Origin of the sequence: Nitrospira sp. (genome assembly GCA_024998565.1) — a bacterium.
GTDB lineage: Bacteria > Nitrospirota > Nitrospiria > Nitrospirales > Nitrospiraceae > Nitrospira_A.
In genome coordinates this window covers 19,221-39,129 of record JACOEM010000003.1, presented here as the reverse complement: position 1 = coordinate 39,129, position 19,909 = coordinate 19,221, and the positions used below count along the sequence as shown (strand labels likewise).

The 19,909-nt window shown below is 60.0% G+C and carries 19 protein-coding genes; 6 read left to right on the top strand and 13 right to left on the bottom strand.

Translation table 11 applies throughout. From position 1 onward, the window contains the following. Nucleotide 1 precedes the first annotated feature (1 nt). Genes H8K11_06655 through H8K11_06640 form a run of 4 tightly spaced genes read right to left on the bottom strand, consistent with a single transcriptional unit; the run spans nt 2 to nt 6,543 of the window. Nucleotides 2-2,851 (bottom strand): pyruvate, phosphate dikinase, encoded by a 2,850-nt coding sequence (locus tag H8K11_06655; protein MCS6263424.1) that lies wholly within the window; start codon nt 2,849-2,851, stop codon nt 2-4. A 25-nt stretch (nt 2,852-2,876) separates the two neighbouring features. Continuing rightward, a complete protein-coding gene (locus H8K11_06650; protein ID MCS6263423.1) occupies nt 2,877-3,395 on the bottom strand; it encodes a hypothetical protein in 519 nt (172 codons plus the stop codon). 14 nt (nt 3,396-3,409) lie between these two features. Continuing rightward, complete coding sequence (locus H8K11_06645) at nt 3,410-5,602, bottom strand: glycine--tRNA ligase subunit beta (GenBank protein ID MCS6263422.1); 2,193 nt, start codon at nt 5,600-5,602, stop codon at nt 3,410-3,412. Nucleotides 5,603-5,622: 20 nt separating this feature from the next. Continuing rightward, on the bottom strand, nt 5,623-6,543 hold the full coding sequence (locus H8K11_06640; GenBank protein MCS6263421.1) for a glycine--tRNA ligase subunit alpha: 921 nt from the start codon (nt 6,541-6,543) through the stop codon (nt 5,623-5,625). A gap of 242 nt (nt 6,544-6,785) precedes the next feature. Between H8K11_06640 and H8K11_06635 the strand changes: the two genes are divergently transcribed. The 6 genes from H8K11_06635 to H8K11_06610 all read left to right on the top strand — a co-directional run bounded on the left by H8K11_06635 (nt 6,786) and on the right by H8K11_06610 (nt 11,888). Next, the gene (locus H8K11_06635; GenBank protein MCS6263420.1) at nt 6,786-7,211 is read left to right on the top strand and encodes an Rrf2 family transcriptional regulator; all 426 of its coding nucleotides are present in this window, start codon (nt 6,786-6,788) and stop codon (nt 7,209-7,211) included. Between the two features lie 22 nt (nt 7,212-7,233). After that, on the top strand, nt 7,234-8,289 hold the full coding sequence (locus tag H8K11_06630; protein MCS6263419.1) for a sulfate ABC transporter substrate-binding protein: 1,056 nt from the start codon (nt 7,234-7,236) through the stop codon (nt 8,287-8,289). 102 nt (nt 8,290-8,391) lie between these two features. Continuing rightward, nucleotides 8,392-9,273 (top strand): sulfate ABC transporter permease subunit CysT, encoded by an 882-nt coding sequence (gene cysT / locus H8K11_06625; GenBank protein ID MCS6263418.1) that lies wholly within the window; start codon nt 8,392-8,394, stop codon nt 9,271-9,273. Between the two features lie 48 nt (nt 9,274-9,321). Further along, nucleotides 9,322-10,131: a sulfate ABC transporter permease gene (locus H8K11_06620; protein MCS6263417.1), complete on the top strand. Its 810-nt coding sequence runs from the start codon at nt 9,322-9,324 to the stop codon at nt 10,129-10,131. Nucleotides 10,132-10,135: 4 nt separating this feature from the next. Then, the gene (locus H8K11_06615) at nt 10,136-11,233 is read left to right on the top strand and encodes an ABC transporter ATP-binding protein (GenBank protein MCS6263416.1); all 1,098 of its coding nucleotides are present in this window, start codon (nt 10,136-10,138) and stop codon (nt 11,231-11,233) included. 349 nt (nt 11,234-11,582) lie between these two features. After that, nucleotides 11,583-11,888, top strand: a complete 306-nt coding sequence (locus tag H8K11_06610; GenBank protein MCS6263415.1) for a hypothetical protein — start codon at nt 11,583-11,585, stop codon at nt 11,886-11,888. A 210-nt stretch (nt 11,889-12,098) separates the two neighbouring features. On the opposite strand, the gene H8K11_06605 is transcribed toward H8K11_06610, so the two are convergent. The 9 genes from H8K11_06605 to H8K11_06565 form a co-directional block, all read right to left on the bottom strand. Next, the gene (locus H8K11_06605) at nt 12,099-12,965 is read right to left on the bottom strand and encodes a hypothetical protein (protein MCS6263414.1); all 867 of its coding nucleotides are present in this window, start codon (nt 12,963-12,965) and stop codon (nt 12,099-12,101) included. Nucleotides 12,966-12,975: 10 nt separating this feature from the next. Next, complete coding sequence (locus H8K11_06600) at nt 12,976-13,326, bottom strand: isoamylase early set domain-containing protein (GenBank protein MCS6263413.1); 351 nt, start codon at nt 13,324-13,326, stop codon at nt 12,976-12,978. Between the two features lie 239 nt (nt 13,327-13,565). Further along, nucleotides 13,566-14,252: an isoamylase early set domain-containing protein gene (locus H8K11_06595; GenBank protein ID MCS6263412.1), complete on the bottom strand. Its 687-nt coding sequence runs from the start codon at nt 14,250-14,252 to the stop codon at nt 13,566-13,568. 3 nt (nt 14,253-14,255) lie between these two features. Next, on the bottom strand, nt 14,256-14,846 hold the full coding sequence (locus H8K11_06590) for a sigma-70 family RNA polymerase sigma factor (GenBank protein ID MCS6263411.1): 591 nt from the start codon (nt 14,844-14,846) through the stop codon (nt 14,256-14,258). 96 nt (nt 14,847-14,942) lie between these two features. After that, nucleotides 14,943-15,902, bottom strand: coding sequence for a transporter (locus tag H8K11_06585; protein ID MCS6263410.1), 960 nt, complete (start codon nt 15,900-15,902; stop codon nt 14,943-14,945). 184 nt (nt 15,903-16,086) lie between these two features. Further along, nucleotides 16,087-16,674 carry a hypothetical protein gene (locus H8K11_06580; protein ID MCS6263409.1) on the bottom strand — a complete coding sequence of 196 codons (588 nt, stop codon included), beginning with the start codon at nt 16,672-16,674 and terminating at the stop codon, nt 16,087-16,089. A 57-nt stretch (nt 16,675-16,731) separates the two neighbouring features. Next, complete coding sequence (locus H8K11_06575; GenBank protein ID MCS6263408.1) at nt 16,732-17,169, bottom strand: hypothetical protein; 438 nt, start codon at nt 17,167-17,169, stop codon at nt 16,732-16,734. A 279-nt stretch (nt 17,170-17,448) separates the two neighbouring features. Then, a complete protein-coding gene (locus H8K11_06570; GenBank protein ID MCS6263407.1) occupies nt 17,449-18,915 on the bottom strand; it encodes a hypothetical protein in 1,467 nt (488 codons plus the stop codon). Nucleotides 18,916-18,997: 82 nt separating this feature from the next. Then, nucleotides 18,998-19,903: a hypothetical protein gene (locus H8K11_06565; GenBank protein MCS6263406.1), complete on the bottom strand. Its 906-nt coding sequence runs from the start codon at nt 19,901-19,903 to the stop codon at nt 18,998-19,000. Between the last annotated feature and the right edge of the window lie 6 nt (nt 19,904-19,909).

The window sequence follows — 19,909 nt, the reverse complement described above, 5'->3', positions numbered from 1 at the left end:
CTCACCGTTTCGTACGCTTGGAGCGACGGACCGCGCGCTTGGCCGCTGGGCGTTTCTTCGCCGGCGCAGGCGTCGCGGCCTTCTTGACCGGTTTGGATTTCGCCATCCGCTTGCTGCTCGGTTGGACTTTCTTCGGCTTGGCCTTTTCCGCTTCTTCCTGCGCCAGCGCCGCCTGCGCCGCAGCCAACCGCGCGATGCCGACCCGATAGGGTGAACAACTCACATAGTCCAGGCCCAGTTGATGACAGAATTCCACGGAGCTGGGATCGCCGCCGTGTTCGCCGCAGATGCCCAACTTGATCGTGGGACGGGTCTTGCGTCCGCCCGTGATGGCCGTGCGCATCAGCGATCCGACGCCTTCCCGGTCCAGCACCGCAAACGGATCGCTGTCGAGGATATTGGCCGTCTTATAGAAATCGATGAACTTCGCGGCGTCGTCGCGGGAGAACCCGAAGGTCGTCTGCGTCAAATCGTTCGTGCCGAAAGAGAAGAACTCGGCCTCCTCCGCGATCCGATCGGCGGTCACGGCGGCGCGCGGCAATTCGATCATGGTCCCGACCAGGTACGACAGTTTCACGCCGTACCGCTTCATCGTGTCCGTGGCCACTTCGCGGACCAGATCCTTCTGCGCTTTCATCTCCGAGACCATGCCGACCAGCGGAATCATGATCTCCGGCACGATCTTGGTGCCTTCCTTCGCCAGTTCGCAGGCCGCTTCGATGATCGCACGGGCCTGCATCTTGGTAATTTCCGGCATCGTGATGCCGAGACGGCAGCCGCGCAGACCCAGCATCGGGTTAAACTCATGCAGCTCTTCCACGCGAGCCAGCAGCCGCTTCTTTTCCTCCAACACCGTCGGCGCGCCGCTGGTCAGTTCAAGCTGGGCGATTTCGACCATCAGGTCTTCACGCTTGGGCAGGAACTCGTGCAGGGGTGGATCGAGCAGACGAATCGTAACGGGATAGCCCTTCATCTCGCGGTATAGGCCGATGAAATCCTGCTTCTGCAGCGGCAGGAGCTGATCCAGATACATTTCCCGTTCTTCACGCTTCCTGGCCAGAATCATCTTCTGCATGATCTGGATACGGTCTTCGGCGAAGAACATATGTTCCGTGCGGCAGAGGCCGATACCTTCAGCGCCGAAGCTGCGCGCGATGCGGGCCTGATCCGGCACATCCGCGTTCGCCCGGACCTTCAGCTTGCGCACGCCGTCGGCCCACTTCAGCACCGACTCGAACAATTGGTACTTCTCGGAAGCCGAAGCCTCCATCTTGCCCTGCAGCACCTGGATGACTTCGGACTCCACGACGGGAATGTCGCCGCCGTACACGTTGCCGGTCGAACCGTTGACCGACAGGTACTCGCCTTCGCGAAACACCTGGGTCCCGATCCGCACCGACTGACTATCCAACACCTCGATCGCTTCACAGCCGGCCACGCAGACTTTGCCCATTTGCCGGGCCACGACGGCCGCGTGGGACGTCATGCCGCCACGCGCAGTCAAAAAACCCAACGCCGCGTTCATGCCGTGAATGTCGTCCGGGCTGGTTTCCTGCCGGACGAGGACCACGCGATTGCCCGCGGCTTTCATCTCAACCGCGCGATCCGCCGTTAACGCAAGTTTTCCGGCAGCGGCGCCGGGACCGGCAGGCAATCCCTTGCCGAGCGGCGTGCAGCGAGATTCTTCCTTCGCATCGAAAATAGGATAGAGGTACTGCGCCAATTGATCGGGGCCGATGCGCTGGAGCGCTTCCTTCCGCGAGATCAAACCTTCCTTCACCATGTCCACCGCGATCCGGACGGCCGCCACACCCGTGCGTTTCCCGACGCGGGTTTGCAGCATATAGAGTTTGCCCTCCTGGATCGTAAACTCCAGGTCGAGCATATCGCGGTAATGGCGTTCGAGTTTTTTGTAAGTCGTTTCGAGATCCCGATATGCCTCCGGCATGAACTTTTCGAGTTCCTTGACGGGCAGCGGGGTCCGGATACCGGCGACGACGTCTTCGCCCTGCGCGTTCGTCAGACATTCGCCGAAGAACTGACGCTGACCGGTGGCGGGATCGCGCGTGAAGGCCACGCCGGTGCCGCTGGTTTCGCCCATGTTGCCGAACACCATGGCGACCACGTTGACCGCCGTGCCCCAGGTTTCTGGAATATTGTAGAGCCGTCGATAGGTCACCGCCCGGGCTCCGTACCAGGATGAAAACACGGCGTTGATCGCCATGCGCAGTTGCTCCAGGGGATCGTCGGGGAAATCCCGCTTGGTCTCTTCCTTCACCAACTCCTTGAAACTGACAACGAGTTCCTTGAGCGCCTTGGCATCGAGGTGCGTGTCCTGCGTCACCCCAAGATCCCGCTTCTTATGCTTGAGAATGTCTTCGAAATGTTCGCGATTGACGCCCATCACGATGCTGCCGAACATACCGATGAAGCGGCGGTAACTGTCCTGCGCAAACCGCTCGTTCTTCGTCTTGAGGGCCAGGCCGTGCACGGTCTTGGTCGTCAAGCCGACGTTCAACACGGTATCCATCATGCCGGGCATGGACGCACGGGCGCCGGAGCGCACGGAGACCAGCAAGGGATTGTCCGGATCGCCGAACCCGGCCTTCATCGAGCGTTCGATCCGCTTCAGGGCGTGCAGCGCTTCGTCCATCATGCCGGGAGGATAGGCCTTGCCGCGTTTGTAGTACTCGACGCAGGCCTCGGTGGAGATCGTAAAGCCGGGGGGCACGGACACTTTCAGGTTCGTCATCTCGGCCAGTCCGGCGCCTTTGCCGCCGAGCAGTTCTTTCATGTTGCCGGTGCCTTCGGCCTTCCCATCCCCGAAATAATAGACGTATTTCTTGGCCACGCGACGCTCTCCTTGTGCTATGAGGTCAATGAGTCGGAACCGAATGGCGGGCGGCGGCTTCCAATCGCAGGCGGTAGCGGTTCACGACGTGCCTGGTCACCCGAATGCCGCACACGATAATCCCCACCACGAACGCGCCGACCGCAAAAAGGCGGTAGTCCACGAACGGTCCATAATCGAAATAGAACTTTCCGTCTGCGCCCTGTTTGAGTTGTGCGTCTTTTTGAAACGTATGGGTCTTCCCGGTCGGATCGGCGAGATTGAGCCACTCCGAGCAGAACTGCACCGGGTTCTCCGAACCGGGGACATGTTGGTAGGCCAGTCGCAAGCAAATGTCTTGTCTGGAGTCATAGATATCCGGTGTCCGCACCAGCCGTTCGAAGTTGACGCCGGTCACCCAGATGCCGAAGAGGAACACCGCGTTGCACACCACCATCATGACGACGCTGATGCCGGACGCAAACCGCCGGACCTTGGTCGCCCTCAATTGGGCCGCGGCACTCGCCTCGGGCGACTCAGGCTGGCTCTCTGACGTAGAGTCCAAACGTTCACCATCCGCTACGTCCCTTGTACCATAATCTGGGAGAAATCAGCGAATGACATGAACAAATCGTCGACGCTCTTCAGGAGAGACAACCGGTTTCCGCGTACCGCCGGATCGTCGGCATTCACCATCACCGCGTTGAAAAAGTCGTCGATCGGACCCTTCATTCGAACCAGCACATCGAGCGCCTGCCCATACTGCCCGCCACGCATGGCCGCCGCATAGTCCTGCTGACTGCTCTGCACGGTCTGATGCAAAGCAGACTCCGCCCCCTCCCGGAAGAGACCGGACTCCACCGGCTTGCGGTCCCACTGTTCCTTCTCGGTCAGCCGGTGGGCACGTTTGAATCCGACGATCAGCGGATCGAACTCCGCCCGCACGGTGATCTGCTGCAACGCCTTCATCTTGTCGAAGAGATCCGTCAGGTCGATGGCCCGGCGATCGGCCGACTTCAACACGGCCTCCATCACATCGTCCCGCAATTGATGCGCGCTCTTTCCGTAGAAACGCACCCGCTCGAACAGAAAACCGATGACATCGGGAGTCCCGCCTTTGCCTGACTGGGGTGCCGCCGCCACATTCTGGCCGCTCAGTACGTCCTGCGCCTCCTGCACAGCTTGGGCGAGATTCAGCCGCAGCTTGCTCTCGATCACGATGCGCACGATGGCCGTGGCATGACGTCTGAGGGCAAAGGGATCTTCGGAGCCGCTCGGGACCAGGCCCACGAGAAAAAATCCTGCGATGCTGTCCAGCCGGTCCGCCAACGACAGCACTTTTCCCGCGAGCGACTCAGGCAACTCCCCTTCCATGGCGCGAGGCATGTACTGTTCACGGATTGCCGCGCTCACCACCGGAGATTCGCCGTCATGTTTGGCATATTCCCCGCCCATCAGGCCCTGCAGGGTCGGAAACTCCCCGACGATACCGGTCAAGAGATCGGCCTTACTGAGTTCCGCCGCGCGCCGGCAATCCTGAACCAGTCGGTCGTCACCGAGTTGCCCGGCCACATGGGCCGCCATCGCGACGACACGTTGCGTTTTCTGATGCAGGCTGCCGAGTTTCTGGTGGAACGTCACCGCCAGCTGTTTCGCGACGCGATCGACCAACGAGGTCTTGCGATCTTCATCGAAGAAGAACTTGGCATCGGCCAGCCGCGCCGCCAGGACCCTCTCGTTCCCTTCGCGAATCAGCTGCATGTTAGACAACTTCATGTTCGTGACGGCGAGGAAATTCGGCAGCAGCGCGCCCTTCTGATCGACCAGGGAGAAATACCCTTGATGCTCCTTCATAGAGGTCATGAGGATTTCTTTCGGGAGCGAGAGATAGTGCGGCTTGAAGGAACCCAGAATCGTCAGCGGAGACTCCACCATGTAGACAGCCTGTTCGAGCAAATCGTCGTCCTGGTGCAGATGGCCGCGGGCTGATTTGGCGAGCGAGGCCAGCTGGTCGAGGATCATCGCGCGCCGCCGCTCCTGATCCACAATCACCCCATGCCGTTCGGTCTCCTTCAAATAATGCGCAATCGACTTCACCGCAAAGCCCTTCGGGCTGGACACCTTGGCGCCCAGCACACGATGGCCGTGACTCAGATTGCCGGCCTTGATCGTGGCGAACTGGATCGGGAGTACCTTCCCGCCGCACAAAGCCACCAGCCAGCGCACCGGCCTGGCGAAGCGTACGCCGGTCTGGTTCCAATGCATGGCTTTGGGAAACGACAGTTTGCCAAGGAGCTGCGGCAAGGCCTGGGTCAGGACCGCCGCCACGGCCTGCCCCTTCTCCTGCTTCACCGCAAAGAGATACTCGCCCTTGGGCGTCTGCCGCACTTGTAAGTCTTCAACGGGAATACCCTGGCCCGCGGCAAAACCCACGGCCGCTCTCGTAGGCTGTCCATTTTGGTCGAAGGCCACCGCCTTAGAAGGCCCCATGGCCTCTTTCACGGCAGACGCTTGTTGCCGGGCCAGTCCTTCGATCAACAGCACCAGCCGCCGCGGAGTGCCCATCGTACGGACGGTGCCATAGGTGAGGCGCAGATCTTTCAGCAGGGTCTCGGCCGATTGCTGCAGAGCGCGCATGGCCGGGGCGACGAACTGATAGGGCAACTCTTCCGTTCCGATTTCCAACAGGAGTTCCGTGGTCGCCGGAGCCTTGGGGGCTTTGGCCACCTTGGAGCGTGAGGCAGTTTTGGTCATGGTCTTTTTTGTCGGCATCGTCAGGTACTGCCTGCGGATTATTTGGTTGGAACGGGTGAATGAGCGCCGGCGCGCTTGCCGGTCCCAGCCGATTGCTTGATCAAGGGATGTCCCATCGCTTCGCGATCGGCCAGGTAGGACTCGGCGCAACGACGGGCCAGCGCCCGCACACGGGCGATATAGGAGGTCCGTTCGGTGACGCTGATCGCCCCGCGGGCATCGAGCAAATTGAACATGTGCGAGGTCTTGATGCAGTAGTCGTAGGCCGGCAACGTCAGCTTCTTGTCCAGCAGCCGCTGGCACTCGCCCTCGAACGCCTGGAAGGTGGCCATCAGCATGGGCACCTCTCCCTCCTCGAAGTTGTAGCGGGAAAACTCGACCTCGCTACGGTGATGCACATCGCCGTAGCTCACACCGTCGGTCCAGGCCAGGTCATACACGTTATCGACCTGCTGCAAATACATCGCAATACGTTCGGTGCCATAGGTGATTTCGCCCGTGATGGGATTCAGCGGAATCCCGCCGATTTCCTGGAAGTAGGTGAACTGGGTAATCTCCATGCCGTCGAGCCGGACTTCCCACCCCAACCCCCAGGCGCCGAGCGTGGGCGACTCCCAATCGTCCTGCACAAACCGGATGTCGTGTTTCTTCGGGTCGATGCCCAGCTGCTTGAGGCTCTCCAGGTAGAGGCCCTGGATATTGTCGGGCGCCGGTTTCAGCACCACCTGATACTGGTAGTAGTGCTGCATGCGGTTGGGATTTTCGCCGTACCGGCCGTCGGTCGGTCGGCGGCAGGCTTGCGGATAGGCGGCGCGCCAGGGCTCCGGACCGAGGGAACGCAGAAATGTGGCCGGATGGAAGGTCCCCGCGCCCATTTCCAAGTCATAGGGTTGATGCACGACACAGCCACGGTCCGCCCAAAAACGATGCAAGGTCAAAATGAGGTCTTGGAAATTCACCGGGTATCCAGATCTAGCAGCAGTCTGCTGGTGATGACGGATGAAAATCAGGCTGAAGCTAGCAAGAACGGTTACAGGGTGTCAAGAAACTGAAGCTCGGATTTCAATGGGTTGCAGGGACGTTTCTGCGTCGGCAGTCACAGGATTCCTCTACCCATCCCGTGGTCAACGTGCTTGAATCACAACACGCGCTGGTTTATTCTTCGAAATCTTGAGCAACTCACTAGACAAAATCTCCCGGCATGAAGTTCTCCAAAAAAAGTGAATATGGCCTCCGGGCACTGCTCGAATTGTGCGAGACCTATGGCGGGCGTGTCCTCCAACGCCATGAAATTGCAGAACGGCAGAATATCCCGGTGGAATTCCTGGAACAGATTCTCCTCGCGTTGAAACGCGCCGGCCTGCTGGCCAGTCGGCGAGGAGTCCGGGGCGGCTATTCCCTTATCAAATCGCCGGAAGAAATCACGCTGGGCCAGGTCATCCGTATCCTGGATGGACCCCTCGCCCCGATCAGCTGCGTCAGCAAGACCGCCTACCAAAAGTGCGCGGACTGTCCCTACGCAGCCAAACCCTCGTGCCCGCTCCAACAGGCCATGGGTGAAGTCCGGGATGCCATTGCCAACATTCTCGACCATTACACGCTCAGTCGATTCGCCCATTCGAAATAGGCAGAAGGAGCCGCGACCCGCTATGACTCGTCAGACACGTACCATTTTTGGCCTTGCACTAGGCGCCTTATTGACCGCGTTCATACTGACAACTGCGCCCGTGCAGGCCGCCGAAACCCGCGATCTCATCCTGGCCGCCTACAGCGTGCCGAAAGAAGCCTACGAACGGCACATCATCCCCGCCTTTCAACGACATTGGAAACAAAAAACCGGGCAGGACGTGCTCGTACGCAGTTCCTACGGAGCCTCCGGCGCCCAGGCTCGCGCCATCATCGGGGGATTCGATGCGGATGTCGCCGTCTTATCGTTGGAAGGTGATGTCGATCAGATCGTCAAGGCCGGATTGATCACCCATGATTGGCGAAAGGCGCCCGACGGGGGCATGATCTCCGCGTCGGTCGTGGTCCTCGGTGTCCGCAAGGGCAATCCCAAAGGCATCAAGGGATGGGACGATGCCGCGCGCCCCGGCGTGGAAGTGCTCTACCCGAATCCCAAGACATCCGGCGGCGCGATGTGGGATGTGATCGCGATTTATGGCGCCGGCCTGAAACTGGCGGAGCAGCGCGCAGGCGGGAAGCCGGTCGCCCCGGATGCGGCGGCCTCGCAGGCCGTGGACCTCCTGACTCGCGTCCAACGGAACGTCAAGGTGATGGACAAGAGCGGCCGGGAATCGGTGACCACGTTCGAGCGCGGCGTCGGCGATGTCATCGTGACTTACGAAAACGAATTGCTGCCGCGTGTGAAGAGCGGACGGCCTTATGAAATCATCGTGCCGGCCGAAACCGTCTGGATCGAAAACCCGGCGGCGGTCGTCGACACCTATGTCGACCGCCACAAGGCCAGGGATCTCGCAGAAGCGTTCGTCGCATTTCTCCACGGACCGGAAGCGCAGGCTGCCTTCGTTGAATTGGGATTTCGCCCGTTGGACAAGAATGCCGGCACCCCTGCCGCCGCGCTCCCGCAACCGGCGCGCCTCTTCACGATTGCAGATCTGGGCGGCTGGGATCAGGTGAGCAACAAGCTGTTCGGCGCGCAAGGCCTCTGGACGAAGATCGTCGAAGACGTGACAAAGAAATAGCAGCCTCCTGAGAACATGATTCGTGAAGAATCATCACGACCACCGATAGGAATGGTGCCTGTCGAACATGCGCGACCGTAACCAGTAAGGTAGAACGCTCGTATGACCGCTCATCTCTTGCTCAGCCTGGCCTTACGATCTGCCGCAGTCGGCTATGTGCTCGTGCTGATTTTCTTGCCCCTCGCGGCGCTGGCACATCAATCGTTCGCGGCCGGATGGGACCGATTCATCCAGGATCTGTCGGCTCCCCAAGCTGCGGCGGCGCTGTGGCTCACCGTGGAAACCGCCGCCATTGCGACCGCCATCAATGCCCTGTTCGGCACCTTGTCGGCACTGGTGCTGGTGCGCTACGAATTCCCCGGCCGGTGGCTCCTCAACGCGCTCGTTGATTTGCCCTTTGCCATCCCAACCTTGGTGGCTGGATTGATGATCGCCGCGATCTATGGACCGACCAGTCTGCTGGGTACCTGGCTTCAACAGGGCGGGATGGCGGTGCTCTACAACCAGCCCGGCATCATCCTGGCCATGGTGTTTGTGACCATGCCGTTTACCATCCGCTCCCTGCAGCCGGTGTTGATGGGACTGGAACGCGATCAGGAGGAAGCAGCCTTCACGTTGGGAGCCAGCCCCTGGATCACCTTCTGGAAGGTCACGGTCCCGTCGATCCTGCCCGGTCTACTCACCGGCGTCTTCCTCACCTTCGTGCGGGCGCTCGGCGAATTCGGATCCATCGTGATCGTGGCGGGCAATATTCCGATGAAGACGCAAGTCGCATCCGTCTATGTCTATGGGGAGATCGAGAGCTACAACCCCCAGGCGGCCACCTCCGTCTCGGTCTTGATTCTACTGATCTCCTTTCTGGTTCTCTTGCTGTTGGAACGGTTGACCCGTCGTCCCGGAGAACGGTTGCCAAGATTGTTTCAAGGGACCCGGCAGAAAGATCGTCGCGACTCCGAGTCAGCGGTGCCGACCGTGGCCATCTGAGCCTATGAATCCGGCAGAATGTGAATTGGTTGTGATGGGAGCATGTGCATGCGTTGGTTGTTGATCGGGATCGTCTGGCTCTATTTTCTGGTTCTGCTGGTCGGACCGATCCTCTATATGGCGAGCCAGAGCTTCAGCGAGGGGCTGACGGCATTCTGGACCGAGATCTCGAGGCCGGAAGCGGTGCACGGCTTCACCCTCACGGCAGAAATCACCCTGATCGTGTTGGTGCTGAACGTGATCTTCGGCACCATGACGGCGATGGTGCTAGCGAGGCAGAGGTTTTGGGGCCGCAGCCTGGTGAGCGGCGTCATCGACCTGCCGTTTGCGGTGTCCCCCGTCATCGCGGGCTTCATGCTCATATTGCTGTTCGGCCCGGACACCGTACTGGGCACGATTTTCGGACAAGCACAGATCAAGGTGTTGTTTGCCCTGCCGGCCATGATTCTCGCGACCCTGTTCGTCACCTTTCCATTTATGGTGCGTGAGCTGACGCCCTTGCTGCAAACACTCGGCACCGAAGAAGAGGAAGCGGCAAGAACGTTGGGGGCCGGTGAATGGCAGGTGTTTCTCAAGGTCACCCTACCGGCTCTCCGATGGGGCCTGGTCTATGGAGCGACTCTCACCGTGGCGCGGGCAATCGGCGAATTCGGAGCCGTCCTCGTGGTGTCGGGGAATATTTTGTTGCTCACGCAGACCGCCACGTTGCACATTTATCAAAGTTACGTCGATTTCAATTATGTGGCGGCAAACGCCGTCGCATTGACCCTGTTGGCCGTCTCCTTTGCGATCCTGACCGTGCTGGAAATCGCCAAGGCGCGGGCGGAAACGACCATCGCGGAAGCGGGAGCGCAGTAACCCAGTGAAGATTGAAGTACGCGGGCTCACGAAGACGTTTGGTTCAGCTACGGCAGTGAGAGGCGTCTCATTCGTTGTCAACGAAGGGGAATTGCTCGGTCTGCTCGGACCCAGCGGCAGCGGAAAAACGACCGTGCTGCGATTGATCGCCGGCCTGGAAGTTCCGACCGCCGGCGACATCTTCATCGACGGCAAACGGGTGAACGACCTCACCGTGCAGGAACGCAACATCGGCTTCGTCTTCCAGCACTACGCTCTGTTCAAACATCTGACCGTCTTCGACAACATCGCCTTCGGGCTCAAAATCAAAAAGTGGAACCGGCGTGACATCGAACAGCGCGTCACGGAACTGCTCGCGCTCATGAGTCTCGATGGACTGGACGGTCGGTATCCGCATCAACTATCCGGCGGCCAACGGCAGCGTGTCGCCATCGCCCGCGCGCTGGCCCCGCGACCGTCGGTGCTGTTGATGGACGAACCGTTCGGGGCCGTCGATGCGAAGGTGCGTCAGGAGTTGCGCGAGTGGCTCATCCGCCTGCACACCGACCTGAACGTCACCAGCCTGTTCGTGACACACGATCAGGAAGAGGCGATGGAAGTGTCCGGGCGTATCATCGTGTTCTCCAAAGGCAAGCTGGAGCAGGCCGGATCTCCCGCTGATGTGTATGAAGAACCCGCCACTGAGTTTGTCGCCCGCTTCATCGGTTCGATGAATATCGTGGCCGGCGTTGTGCGGCGCGGGCAGGTCCAGGTCGGCTCGCTCGAATTCCCTGCCCCCGGCTTTTCCGACGGTCAGACGCTGCAAGTGGGATTTCGGCCCTACTACGTGAAGGTGGCGGAAGATCCAGCGCGGTATCGTCAGCAGGCAAAACTCCGGCACATCTACTTCCTCGGCGTGGCCTACCGGCTCGAAATCGAAACCCCGGACGGACTCATCCTCCGCTCCCGCATGAACAAGGAAGAATTCCGGCGCTGCCGTTTCACCGTGGGGCAAGCCGTCTCCTTCGCCGTCACGCATTTCCGCATTCTTCCCCAGGAAGGCACGAGCCCTTCGCCGGGCACCGAAGCGGGCATTCCCATCACCGGGCCCCTGACGCCGTAAATCGTCGGCCTCACTCCGACCCGATCAATATCGCTGTACTTCGTTCGCTGTTCTGCCGGCAGCACCGCCCCGCTGCCTCGTTCACTCGTTCTCTGTCGGTTTCACCCCGCACCCTCTCTCGCCTGTGTCAGCCTGCGGCACCTGCCCGACCATCGCTGTCGTACCCCTGACACAGAATTCATCTCTCCGGAGTCACTACGTAGCATCCGTTTACCTTTTCTCCGGGCCGCCGTCTTACTCTATGACAGGTTGATTGGAGCGTGCCGTCGGATGAGAGAGCCGGAGCGGCATCCTCCAAAAACAACCACCGATCGCACCAGCACCACACTCTCTCACAAAAGGAGGAGTCATGATGAATCACACGATGCTGAAAGCAGGATTGATCGCCGGCCTGGTTGTAGCCGTCACGGCACCGGCAGTGATCCCGTCGATCGCACTCGCGCAACTCGACATTCGGCAGGAAAATCGCCGCGCCGACCGGCAGCAAGACCGGCAAAATGATCGCCGGGAAGACAGACAACAGGATCGACGAGCTGATCGACAGCAGGATCGGCAACTGGATCGACAGCAGGATCGCCGGGTGGATCACCAGCTGGACCGGCAGCATGTGCGTCAAGAAGACCGCCGCGCCGATCGTGGAGCCCGCTTCCGTTAAAACTCACCCCCCACTCACAAACGGCGTCAGGGCCTCTCCCTGGCGCCGTTTTCTTATGCGTCTCAGACACACCGCGAGGCAACTCGTCCCGAGGTTCCTCCCGAGAGCTGCGACGCTCGACCTCGGAACAAGACCTCAAACGGCCACTAATAAGAAGGGCCACTCCATCAGGAGCAGCCCTTTACCTATCCACTTTCATTCGATGCGTTGTCAGTGATCCCGACCGCCGTGTCCGCCCCCGCCTCGCTCGGGACGCCCTCCACGATCAGAACCACCGCCACGGTCTCCGCCGCCGCTCCCGCGATCGTCTCTTATGCGCTCCCCATGATCGGCATTTCCTCCGCGGTCACCATGATCGCCGCCGCCGGAATCGCCATGCTCATTTCGAAACAGTCGATCTCCCCGTTCGCCACGACGCACTTGTTCACGCAACGTCTGGATGCTGGCACGACCGCTCTGAAACTCACCCCCGCGCCGTTTGATTTCGCGGCTTAGGTCGAGCAACTCCGACGGCTTGTACCCTTGGCGCATCCCTTCGCCGACCAAGGCCGCGCCTTCTTTCGAGGCAATCTTTCCTTCCTTCATCATCGCCAGACTCTTGGCTCCCGCCGCCAACGATTCTTGCGTTACCTTCTGCTTTCCATCCTGCGACAGGCGCGTGAGCTCCCGCACTTCTTCGGGCGTGGCGCCACGTGAAAAGGCTTCCGCCAGGGTTTCGAGGGCAACCCGTCGATTCCCTTCGGCCACCCCGCGCGTGCCGGCCTCTCGCAGCACCTCCTGCGCCGACTCAAAATGCGTGACCATTTGCCGCAGGACCGGATCGATGCGCTTGGGGTCGACCCCTTTGGCCAATCCTTCTTTCACCTTATTCGCCAGCGGCTCAACGGGAAGGCCTCGTTCTCCGGCCTTGTTCACCTGTTCGAGCAACGGGCTCATCTCTTCTGCTGCGAACCCACGCGCCGATCGCAGCCTCGCGATTTCATCACGGTCCTGGATCGAGATCGAATCCGCCCAGGCCGGATCGACTGCGCTGAGACACACCGCCGCTAGAATCATGCCCTTGACCGGGATTCGCATCAGACCATCCCTATGGGACTATCACCACACCGTTGGTGTTCCCGAAACCGTCCGTCACAAAATCTTCCGCTGCCGGAGGCACCACCCACGTTGTTCCATCGACCAGATACATGAACGCATGTTCCCCCTCCGACAATGGGACCACCGCCGACCAGAATCCGTTCGATCCCACCCGGGTCATCACATGCGCCGTAGGCGACCATCCATTGAATGATCCGACGATCGCCACCGACTCTGCCGTCGGCACCGACACCGAAAACCGCACTCCGCCTGAGACAGACTTGGGCAATTCCGGTATGTGTGTCGCCGCACAAGCTGAGAGCCAGATCAGAACGGTCAGACTCAGAATGGTCCGCATCACAATCCGCATCGTACGTAGAGTACCGAAGCGCTGAGAGTGATGCAAGCGTATGGAACAGGTCGCTAGCCCGGACTATTCATGAATACCTGCTCCGTCGTCCGATTCTCTCACCCGGCGTGGCTTTTCTCGTTCGGCCTCCTCGACGGACTGCAAGTACGCCTGCGTCAGCCTCACTTGCGAGAAGCCCCGGCGGGCTTCGGTCTCGAACGCCTCGCGACGGCATTCATGAATAATCCGGGCTAGAGGGTCGTGCCGACATCCAGCACCGCATTCTGGGACCCGAACCCGTCACCCGCATCTTCGGTCGCGAGCGGATCCGCCAGCCATTGTTTGCCGTCGATGACGAACATGTACTGATACCGCCCCGGCTTCAATCGAATCGTCGTCGTCCACACTCCGCCGTCCGACCGTTCCATGCTCGTGCGGCTCGGGTTCCAGCCGTTGAAATCACCGGCGACCGAGACGGACTGCGCCCCCGGCTGCACAAGCACCAGTCGTACGTAGGTAGTCGGCGCCTGGCCCTGCTCGAACGACACCATTTGCGCCGATTGGCCGGTGATCGGCACCTCAACGATCCGCTCAGGCACCAACCGCAACAATCCCGCCACCGCCAGAATCGCCACAGAGGCCGCCACCATGGCGCCGCCCAGATTCCATTGCAACGTGCGAGGCGCGGTCACGAGCGCCACAAGCCGATCGAGGCTCCCCTTCGGCTCGGCATCGAGTGTCGCTAACACGCGGGCCGTGAATTGCTTCGACGGGGCGATCCGCGGGAGGCGCCCGGCCTCCGCAACCACCATCTCAAGATTCAACCACTCACGACGCAATCTCGGATCGGCATCCACCTGTTCAAGAAACTGGACGCGCTCGTCCGGCGTCAGATCCTGATCGAGAAACCGTTGAATCAACAGGTCTTGATCATCCATGCTTCACCTCGACACCGGGGACTGCCTGTTATTCCACTCCGACAACTCACGACTCAACTGAACGCGCCCTTTATAGACCCGCATTTTCAAGGTATCGGCATTGACGCCGAGCAACTCCTGCATCTCTTCGTAACTCAGCCCTTCGACATGTTTCAACACAAAGGCCTCTCGATACAGCGGAGGAAGACGCTGGATGGCTCCATCCAAGTGCCGCGCCACCTGCTGCTGAGACAGGAGCCGCTCCGGCGTATGATTCTCGACCACTTGAGCCGCCACCGTCTCATCTCCATCAAGCTCGACCGGAATGGGATGCTTCGCGCGTAGCCAGTCCTTGCACTTGTTCGCGGCGATCCGATAGAGCCAGGTCGAAAACTTCGAATCGGCTCGAAACGTCGGCAGCGCCTTGAACGCCGCCAGAAACGCATCTTGGGCCAGGTCCTCTGCATCGGCACGATTCCCCACCATCCGGTAGGCCAGGTTCACAATCACCCCGGCATACCGATCGACGAGTTGCCCGAAGGCTTCGTGATCCTGCGTCTGACTTCGGGCAATGAGCCTCGCTTCATCGCCCCCCGCATGTGGCTCAACCGGCATGTCCACCATTTCGTGTCAGCCCGGCCGCCACCCCCTGAGTCCTGCTACCCACTATGACGAGCCGCCAGGCAATTCGTAAACAGGCACCAACCCCGCTCAGAAGCGGTAACTGGCGCCGACGGAAAACGCATAGTCCGGAGCTCCATTGGAGACACCGACGGTCACGCCGCTGTTCAGTCGCCATGCGGATGAAACCGTATAGTTCATCGCGAAGAAAAAGTCGCGCGCATTCACAAATCCCGGCACGATGGCGCGGTACTCCTCGAAATAGACACTGGCCAGGAGATCCCTGGTCACAAAGTATCCCGTCCCCACATCGTACCAATGCTGATTCTGGAATTGGAGTCCGTCCGGATCGCCGATGATGTTGTACCCGGCATCCAAGAATGCAATCCAGTACTCCCCGAACATCTTGGACATCTCGACGCCGAAGCCGTAGTCCAATGCGCCGGTCCCCAAACCCTGTTGCTCATTGGCCGTAGGCAGCTTGACCCGTGCCGTCAGGGCAATCAGCGGCAGCGCGTCCCCTTCCTCAACAACATAATACCGGCCTTTGATGATCACATCGCCGAGACCGGATGTCGTCACCTTCTGCCCCGGCGCGCGAGTCGTGAGACCGCAGACCCGGTCCTTCCCGGACCCGGACTGTCCCTTTCCGCTGCACCCGCCATCGTCATTCGTGCCGCTTCCACTTCCACTGGACCCGCTCTTCGGATTGTCATCAACCCGCGTGGCAGTCCCGCCGACGATGGTCGTCCGACCATCAGTGGTCGAGGTGACAAACGGAACCACGACTGTAATATCACCATCCTTGAACAGACGGCGCAAGGATAACGGTGCATACAAAAAGCTGCTGGTCGAACTGGTCCCGAAATTTCCAGTGGAATAACTGGGCGTGAATCCTATCTGCCAATTCCGATCGGGCGACTGGGGGCCTTGATCTGTCTTCTCTGCTGCACCTCCGATGGTCGCAATTCCGAGGAGGCACAACACGACCCCTATCACTCGACTGCTCCACACACCCATCCCGATGCCTCCTACTTCTGCCTGCGTCATGCGCCGACTTGTTTCAAATTACGTATTCTCGCGTGGGGCCTGATGGCCAGAACCTACCCGATCTCTCACCATCCTTCAAGCCGTTGGTAGGCAGGGAAGATGCGTAGAGCGATGCGGCCACTTGCCCGCACCGCTCCACACTCGGTCGGATCACCATGCGAGCGGAGTCCCCCGAGACAGGCAGCTAATTTCGCCCCGACCGTTCCGGTCTCTCGGGACGTTCCGGTCGTTGCGGGCGCTCGGGGCGCTGAGGCCGTTCGACTCGCTCGGCACGATTTCCCCGCTCCATCTGAACCGCACGGGCATTGTCGCGTCCCTGCCGGCCATGGTCATCGGCAACGTGATCAGCCCGATCAAGCCCTCGAAGTTCTCCACCGCTATTGGCCCGACGATCTTCCCGTCGATCTACCTGCCGATCCTCACGTCGATCTTCTCTTCGATCCAATTGGCGATCTTCTCTTCGATCTTCTCGGCGGTCCAGTAGCCGGTCTTCCCGGCGGTCGGCCCGTCGGTCTTCCTGTCGCACATCTCCTACCTGTGCCACCCGGACGTCATCCCAGCCCCGACGGCGATGGTTGTCTTCTCTTCCCGATCCACTGTTGATCGAGCCGGGTCCGCTGTTCAACGAGCCTGGGCCGCGATTGTCGCCACCGCTTCGATCTTGACTACCCCTCAGCATCTCCCCGTCTTCGAGCACATATGCCTGGCCAACTCCCCCCGCAACCATCCCCACCAGCACCGCGACTCTCACCATGTGTTTCGCCATACTCATACGCCGACTCCTTATGATTGTGTTACGACGCACTCCCGCCCCTTCGCACCATGTAATTTACAAACTGTGGCCCCCTGCAGACACATCGCGCAGTGCTCCGGTGGATTTCGGCCCCTCGGGCAGGATATCCGCCGTCCAGGACACGTGCGAGGGACACCATTGCCAGACACCCAAGGTCACAATCCGGGTGAGCCCGGCCGGAATGCAGGCTGCTCGACTGACCGAAACCTCTCGATTGACCACCCTGGTACTGTCACCGCAACGGCCGAGATAGGGCTCACTGCTGACTTTATTGAGATCAAAATGCGGGACAAAAAAGGCCACCACAGGAAGAGGCAGCACAGCCACCGACGAATTGTCCGCCCATTCACTGCCCGCGCAGTGTCGTTCAGTCGCCACAGGCCGCTTCATCTCGTCATGAATCAACGTCGTCGTACAGCCTGACAGCCCCAGGACCAGGGCCAACAACAGAGACATGGTTTTTGATTGTGGCATCGGCATCCCCCCTTCATTGATCGTCTGTTGGTTAGACGCAATAGGGGCGAAAAAGTAAACGTGCAGGAATTCGCCGAAGTACGGGGGAGTCGAATGGGCATGAGGTTGGAGGGGACGACCACTATCGGCGCGAAACAACCGATAGCGGGTTGGAGCAGGGGCCTAGGCATCCACCTAGCAGGAGAAACATCAACCGACCGCTCTCAGCTCGCGAGTGACGCCTACCAACATACGTCCCAACTACAAATATGTCTCCGCGCGAGGCCTGGATGGAATCGGCTACGACCGTGTTTTGAGATGGAGCAGTGTCGCACCTGGAAACGGCACGGTGAACAGTCTTTCCCCCTCTCCTTGAATGGGTTCAACCAAGATTGCCCTTCGTGCCTCCACATCGATCCATTCCACCGTGAACGAGCCCACCACGCCGTTGAGGTTGAGCGTCACGGGGCGGGCACCGTTGTCGTCGGTTGATGGAGCTGAAGCGCTACCGGCAGGGATAGAGACAAGGTACTCCCGCCCCGGCCCTGCAAGACAATAACCGGTCGAAGCCACATCTCCGCGTGGAATGGCACGCCGCAGATCCAGTGTTGTTGCCCAACGACGAGCCTCACCCATGGCGACCCGTGCACGCTCATGCTGGGGTTCGTTCCGCACCGGCTCCCCGATGGTCAACTCGTGCGGAGCATCCAACGGATCCATGTAGATGGGATTGTACCCGCGAAAGAAGCTTTCCCACACAAAGTCCTGATCACCTCCGATCCCGTGAATGTGATCGGTGTCGAGAAGGATGACCTTGCGGCCGTCGGCTGTGGGAGGATTGCGGGCATATTTCGTATAACCGCCGGGGGAGATCCAGTCAGCCGGGCTATCGAACAGGGCCGTATTGTCGCCGCCGCCGAACTCGCCGAGTTGAAAAAACGTCATCCCGACAGGGTGCGCCACATACTGATGTTCACGCTCATACTGTTGAATGAAACGAATGAGATGGTATTGCCACGACGCGGACTCCGGAATGGCCTCGTTCACCACCTCATACAACACATTATCCATATCGCGCAGCGTATCCAGCACCCGCCCCACATAGGCCTCTTGCGCGCTCAACACCCACGCCGATGGCGACCGATGCACTTCTTTCCCGACCCCATCCCGATCCTCGTCCCCGCCGATGCCGTTCACATTGTTGTTGCCATTCAACGGATGCGCCTTCCACGCATGCGGTTCCACCACACTGAAGCCTTGAAACAGCATGACGGAGACATAGTACCCACGTTGCCCGGCTTGCTGCACTCTCGCCCTGAGTCGCTCAAAATAGACTGGATTGAATCGGGTAAGATCCAGGCGCGGCCCACCGTCCGACGCCACACCCGGACCGGTTCGGAGATACGGAAGCGGGGTCACCGGATTGTCCTGAGCGGGAGGCTGCAGGAGCCACCCTGCATCGGAACGGGTCGATTCACCCACCCACATGCGAATGAAGTTATGGTGCCGGGCCGTCAACCGATCGAGATACGCCTGATAGTTGAACGCGGCCGTGACATCCTGAAAGTTTTCCCAGGAATGGGATCCCGTCAGGTAGACGATCCGATTCTCGGAGTCCGCAAAGTATCGGGGATTGTCGCTGGACACCCGGAGTGGCCCGCGCGTCGGAAGCGGCGCAAGGTCACCCCCGGCCCGGACCTCGGTTTCGCCGACTGTCCAGGCCGACATGATGGTCACGAGAGCAGTCAGCAGGCACAATCGGTTCACAATGTTCCTCCGCCCTTTCGCCCATCGGCGCATCACCGGAATCGTTCTAGGTCATCGCATACGCGAAGAATGGTAAAGGGAATTAGTAGTACGCAATGCTGCGCTCTCTGACGGAAGATTGTTTGAGCGTCTCGCGGCCATCAGCCACCTCCCACCACTGCAACGTTTCCTTGATCCAATTCCCCACGGCGTCGTATTCGTAGCGGTAGACTTTTCGATCCGTGGCCTGTCCCTTGGCATTGAAGATGCGTTCTTCGTTCTGATTGCCCTGTTCGTCGTACCGAAACTCCGAGCGACCCTGTGGTCGGCTCAGGAGATCGGACACCACTTTCTCGCGAACATACCCCTGCTCGTCATAGACGATGGCGACTTCATACCCGGTATCGAACTGATCGGTCATGCCAACCTGAGTCCCGGCTGCATTGTAGTGATAGTTTCGTTCGAACCGCTCACGCACCAGCCGTCCGGCACTGTCGAAGGCATAGAGATTTCGATTGATCACTTGCACGCCATTGAAGTGAAGCCCTCTGATCGGCCGATGTGCTTCGTCGTATTCATACAGGGAGACGTTCTCAAACGTGCCGTCGCCCCAGGCCGAGAGTTCGGCGGAGCGATTCCCGCGATCATCATAGACCGAGCGGGTTTCCTTCACGAGCTCGCCTCGCGCATCGTGCACCGCCTCGGCAATCCGCCTGTCTGTCTGGTCATAACTATAGACGAATCGCAACGGCCACAAACCCTGAGACGTCTCCCTGCCTCCCTGAATGCGCTCGATGAGACGACCGCGTGGATCATAGCGATCGGTTTGCACCAGCAGGCTCTCTCTGGTTTCGACGGACTGGACAGGGCCCAGCAGCCCGTCCTCCTCCCGATCGGAGAGCTCCGCAGAGAAGGACGGGATGACAGAACCAATAGTGAGACGAGTAATGAAGAAGATGAAGAATAGGAAGAAGAACAAGCCCGGAATGGCCCGGCTGTGCCACGTCACGATGTC

Excerpts from the sequence above, each read along its gene's own strand:
- H8K11_06645 (MCS6263422.1), bottom strand. The coding sequence starts at position 5,602 with ATGCCGACAAAAAAGACCATGACCAAAACTGCCTCACGCTCCAAGGTG.
- H8K11_06635 (MCS6263420.1), top strand. The coding sequence starts at position 6,786 with ATGAAGTTCTCCAAAAAAAGTGAATATGGCCTCCGGGCACTGCTCGAA.
- H8K11_06630 (MCS6263419.1), top strand. The coding sequence starts at position 7,234 with ATGACTCGTCAGACACGTACCATTTTTGGCCTTGCACTAGGCGCCTTA.
- cysT (MCS6263418.1), top strand. The coding sequence starts at position 8,392 with ATGACCGCTCATCTCTTGCTCAGCCTGGCCTTACGATCTGCCGCAGTC.
- H8K11_06620 (MCS6263417.1), top strand. The coding sequence starts at position 9,322 with ATGCGTTGGTTGTTGATCGGGATCGTCTGGCTCTATTTTCTGGTTCTG.
- H8K11_06610 (MCS6263415.1), top strand. The coding sequence starts at position 11,583 with ATGATGAATCACACGATGCTGAAAGCAGGATTGATCGCCGGCCTGGTT.
- H8K11_06605 (MCS6263414.1), bottom strand. The coding sequence starts at position 12,965 with ATGCGAATCCCGGTCAAGGGCATGATTCTAGCGGCGGTGTGTCTCAGC.
- H8K11_06595 (MCS6263412.1), bottom strand. The coding sequence starts at position 14,252 with ATGGATGATCAAGACCTGTTGATTCAACGGTTTCTCGATCAGGATCTG.
- H8K11_06590 (MCS6263411.1), bottom strand. The coding sequence starts at position 14,846 with ATGCCGGTTGAGCCACATGCGGGGGGCGATGAAGCGAGGCTCATTGCC.
- H8K11_06585 (MCS6263410.1), bottom strand. The coding sequence starts at position 15,902 with ATGACGCAGGCAGAAGTAGGAGGCATCGGGATGGGTGTGTGGAGCAGT.
- H8K11_06580 (MCS6263409.1), bottom strand. The coding sequence starts at position 16,674 with ATGAGTATGGCGAAACACATGGTGAGAGTCGCGGTGCTGGTGGGGATG.
- H8K11_06575 (MCS6263408.1), bottom strand. The coding sequence starts at position 17,169 with ATGCCACAATCAAAAACCATGTCTCTGTTGTTGGCCCTGGTCCTGGGG.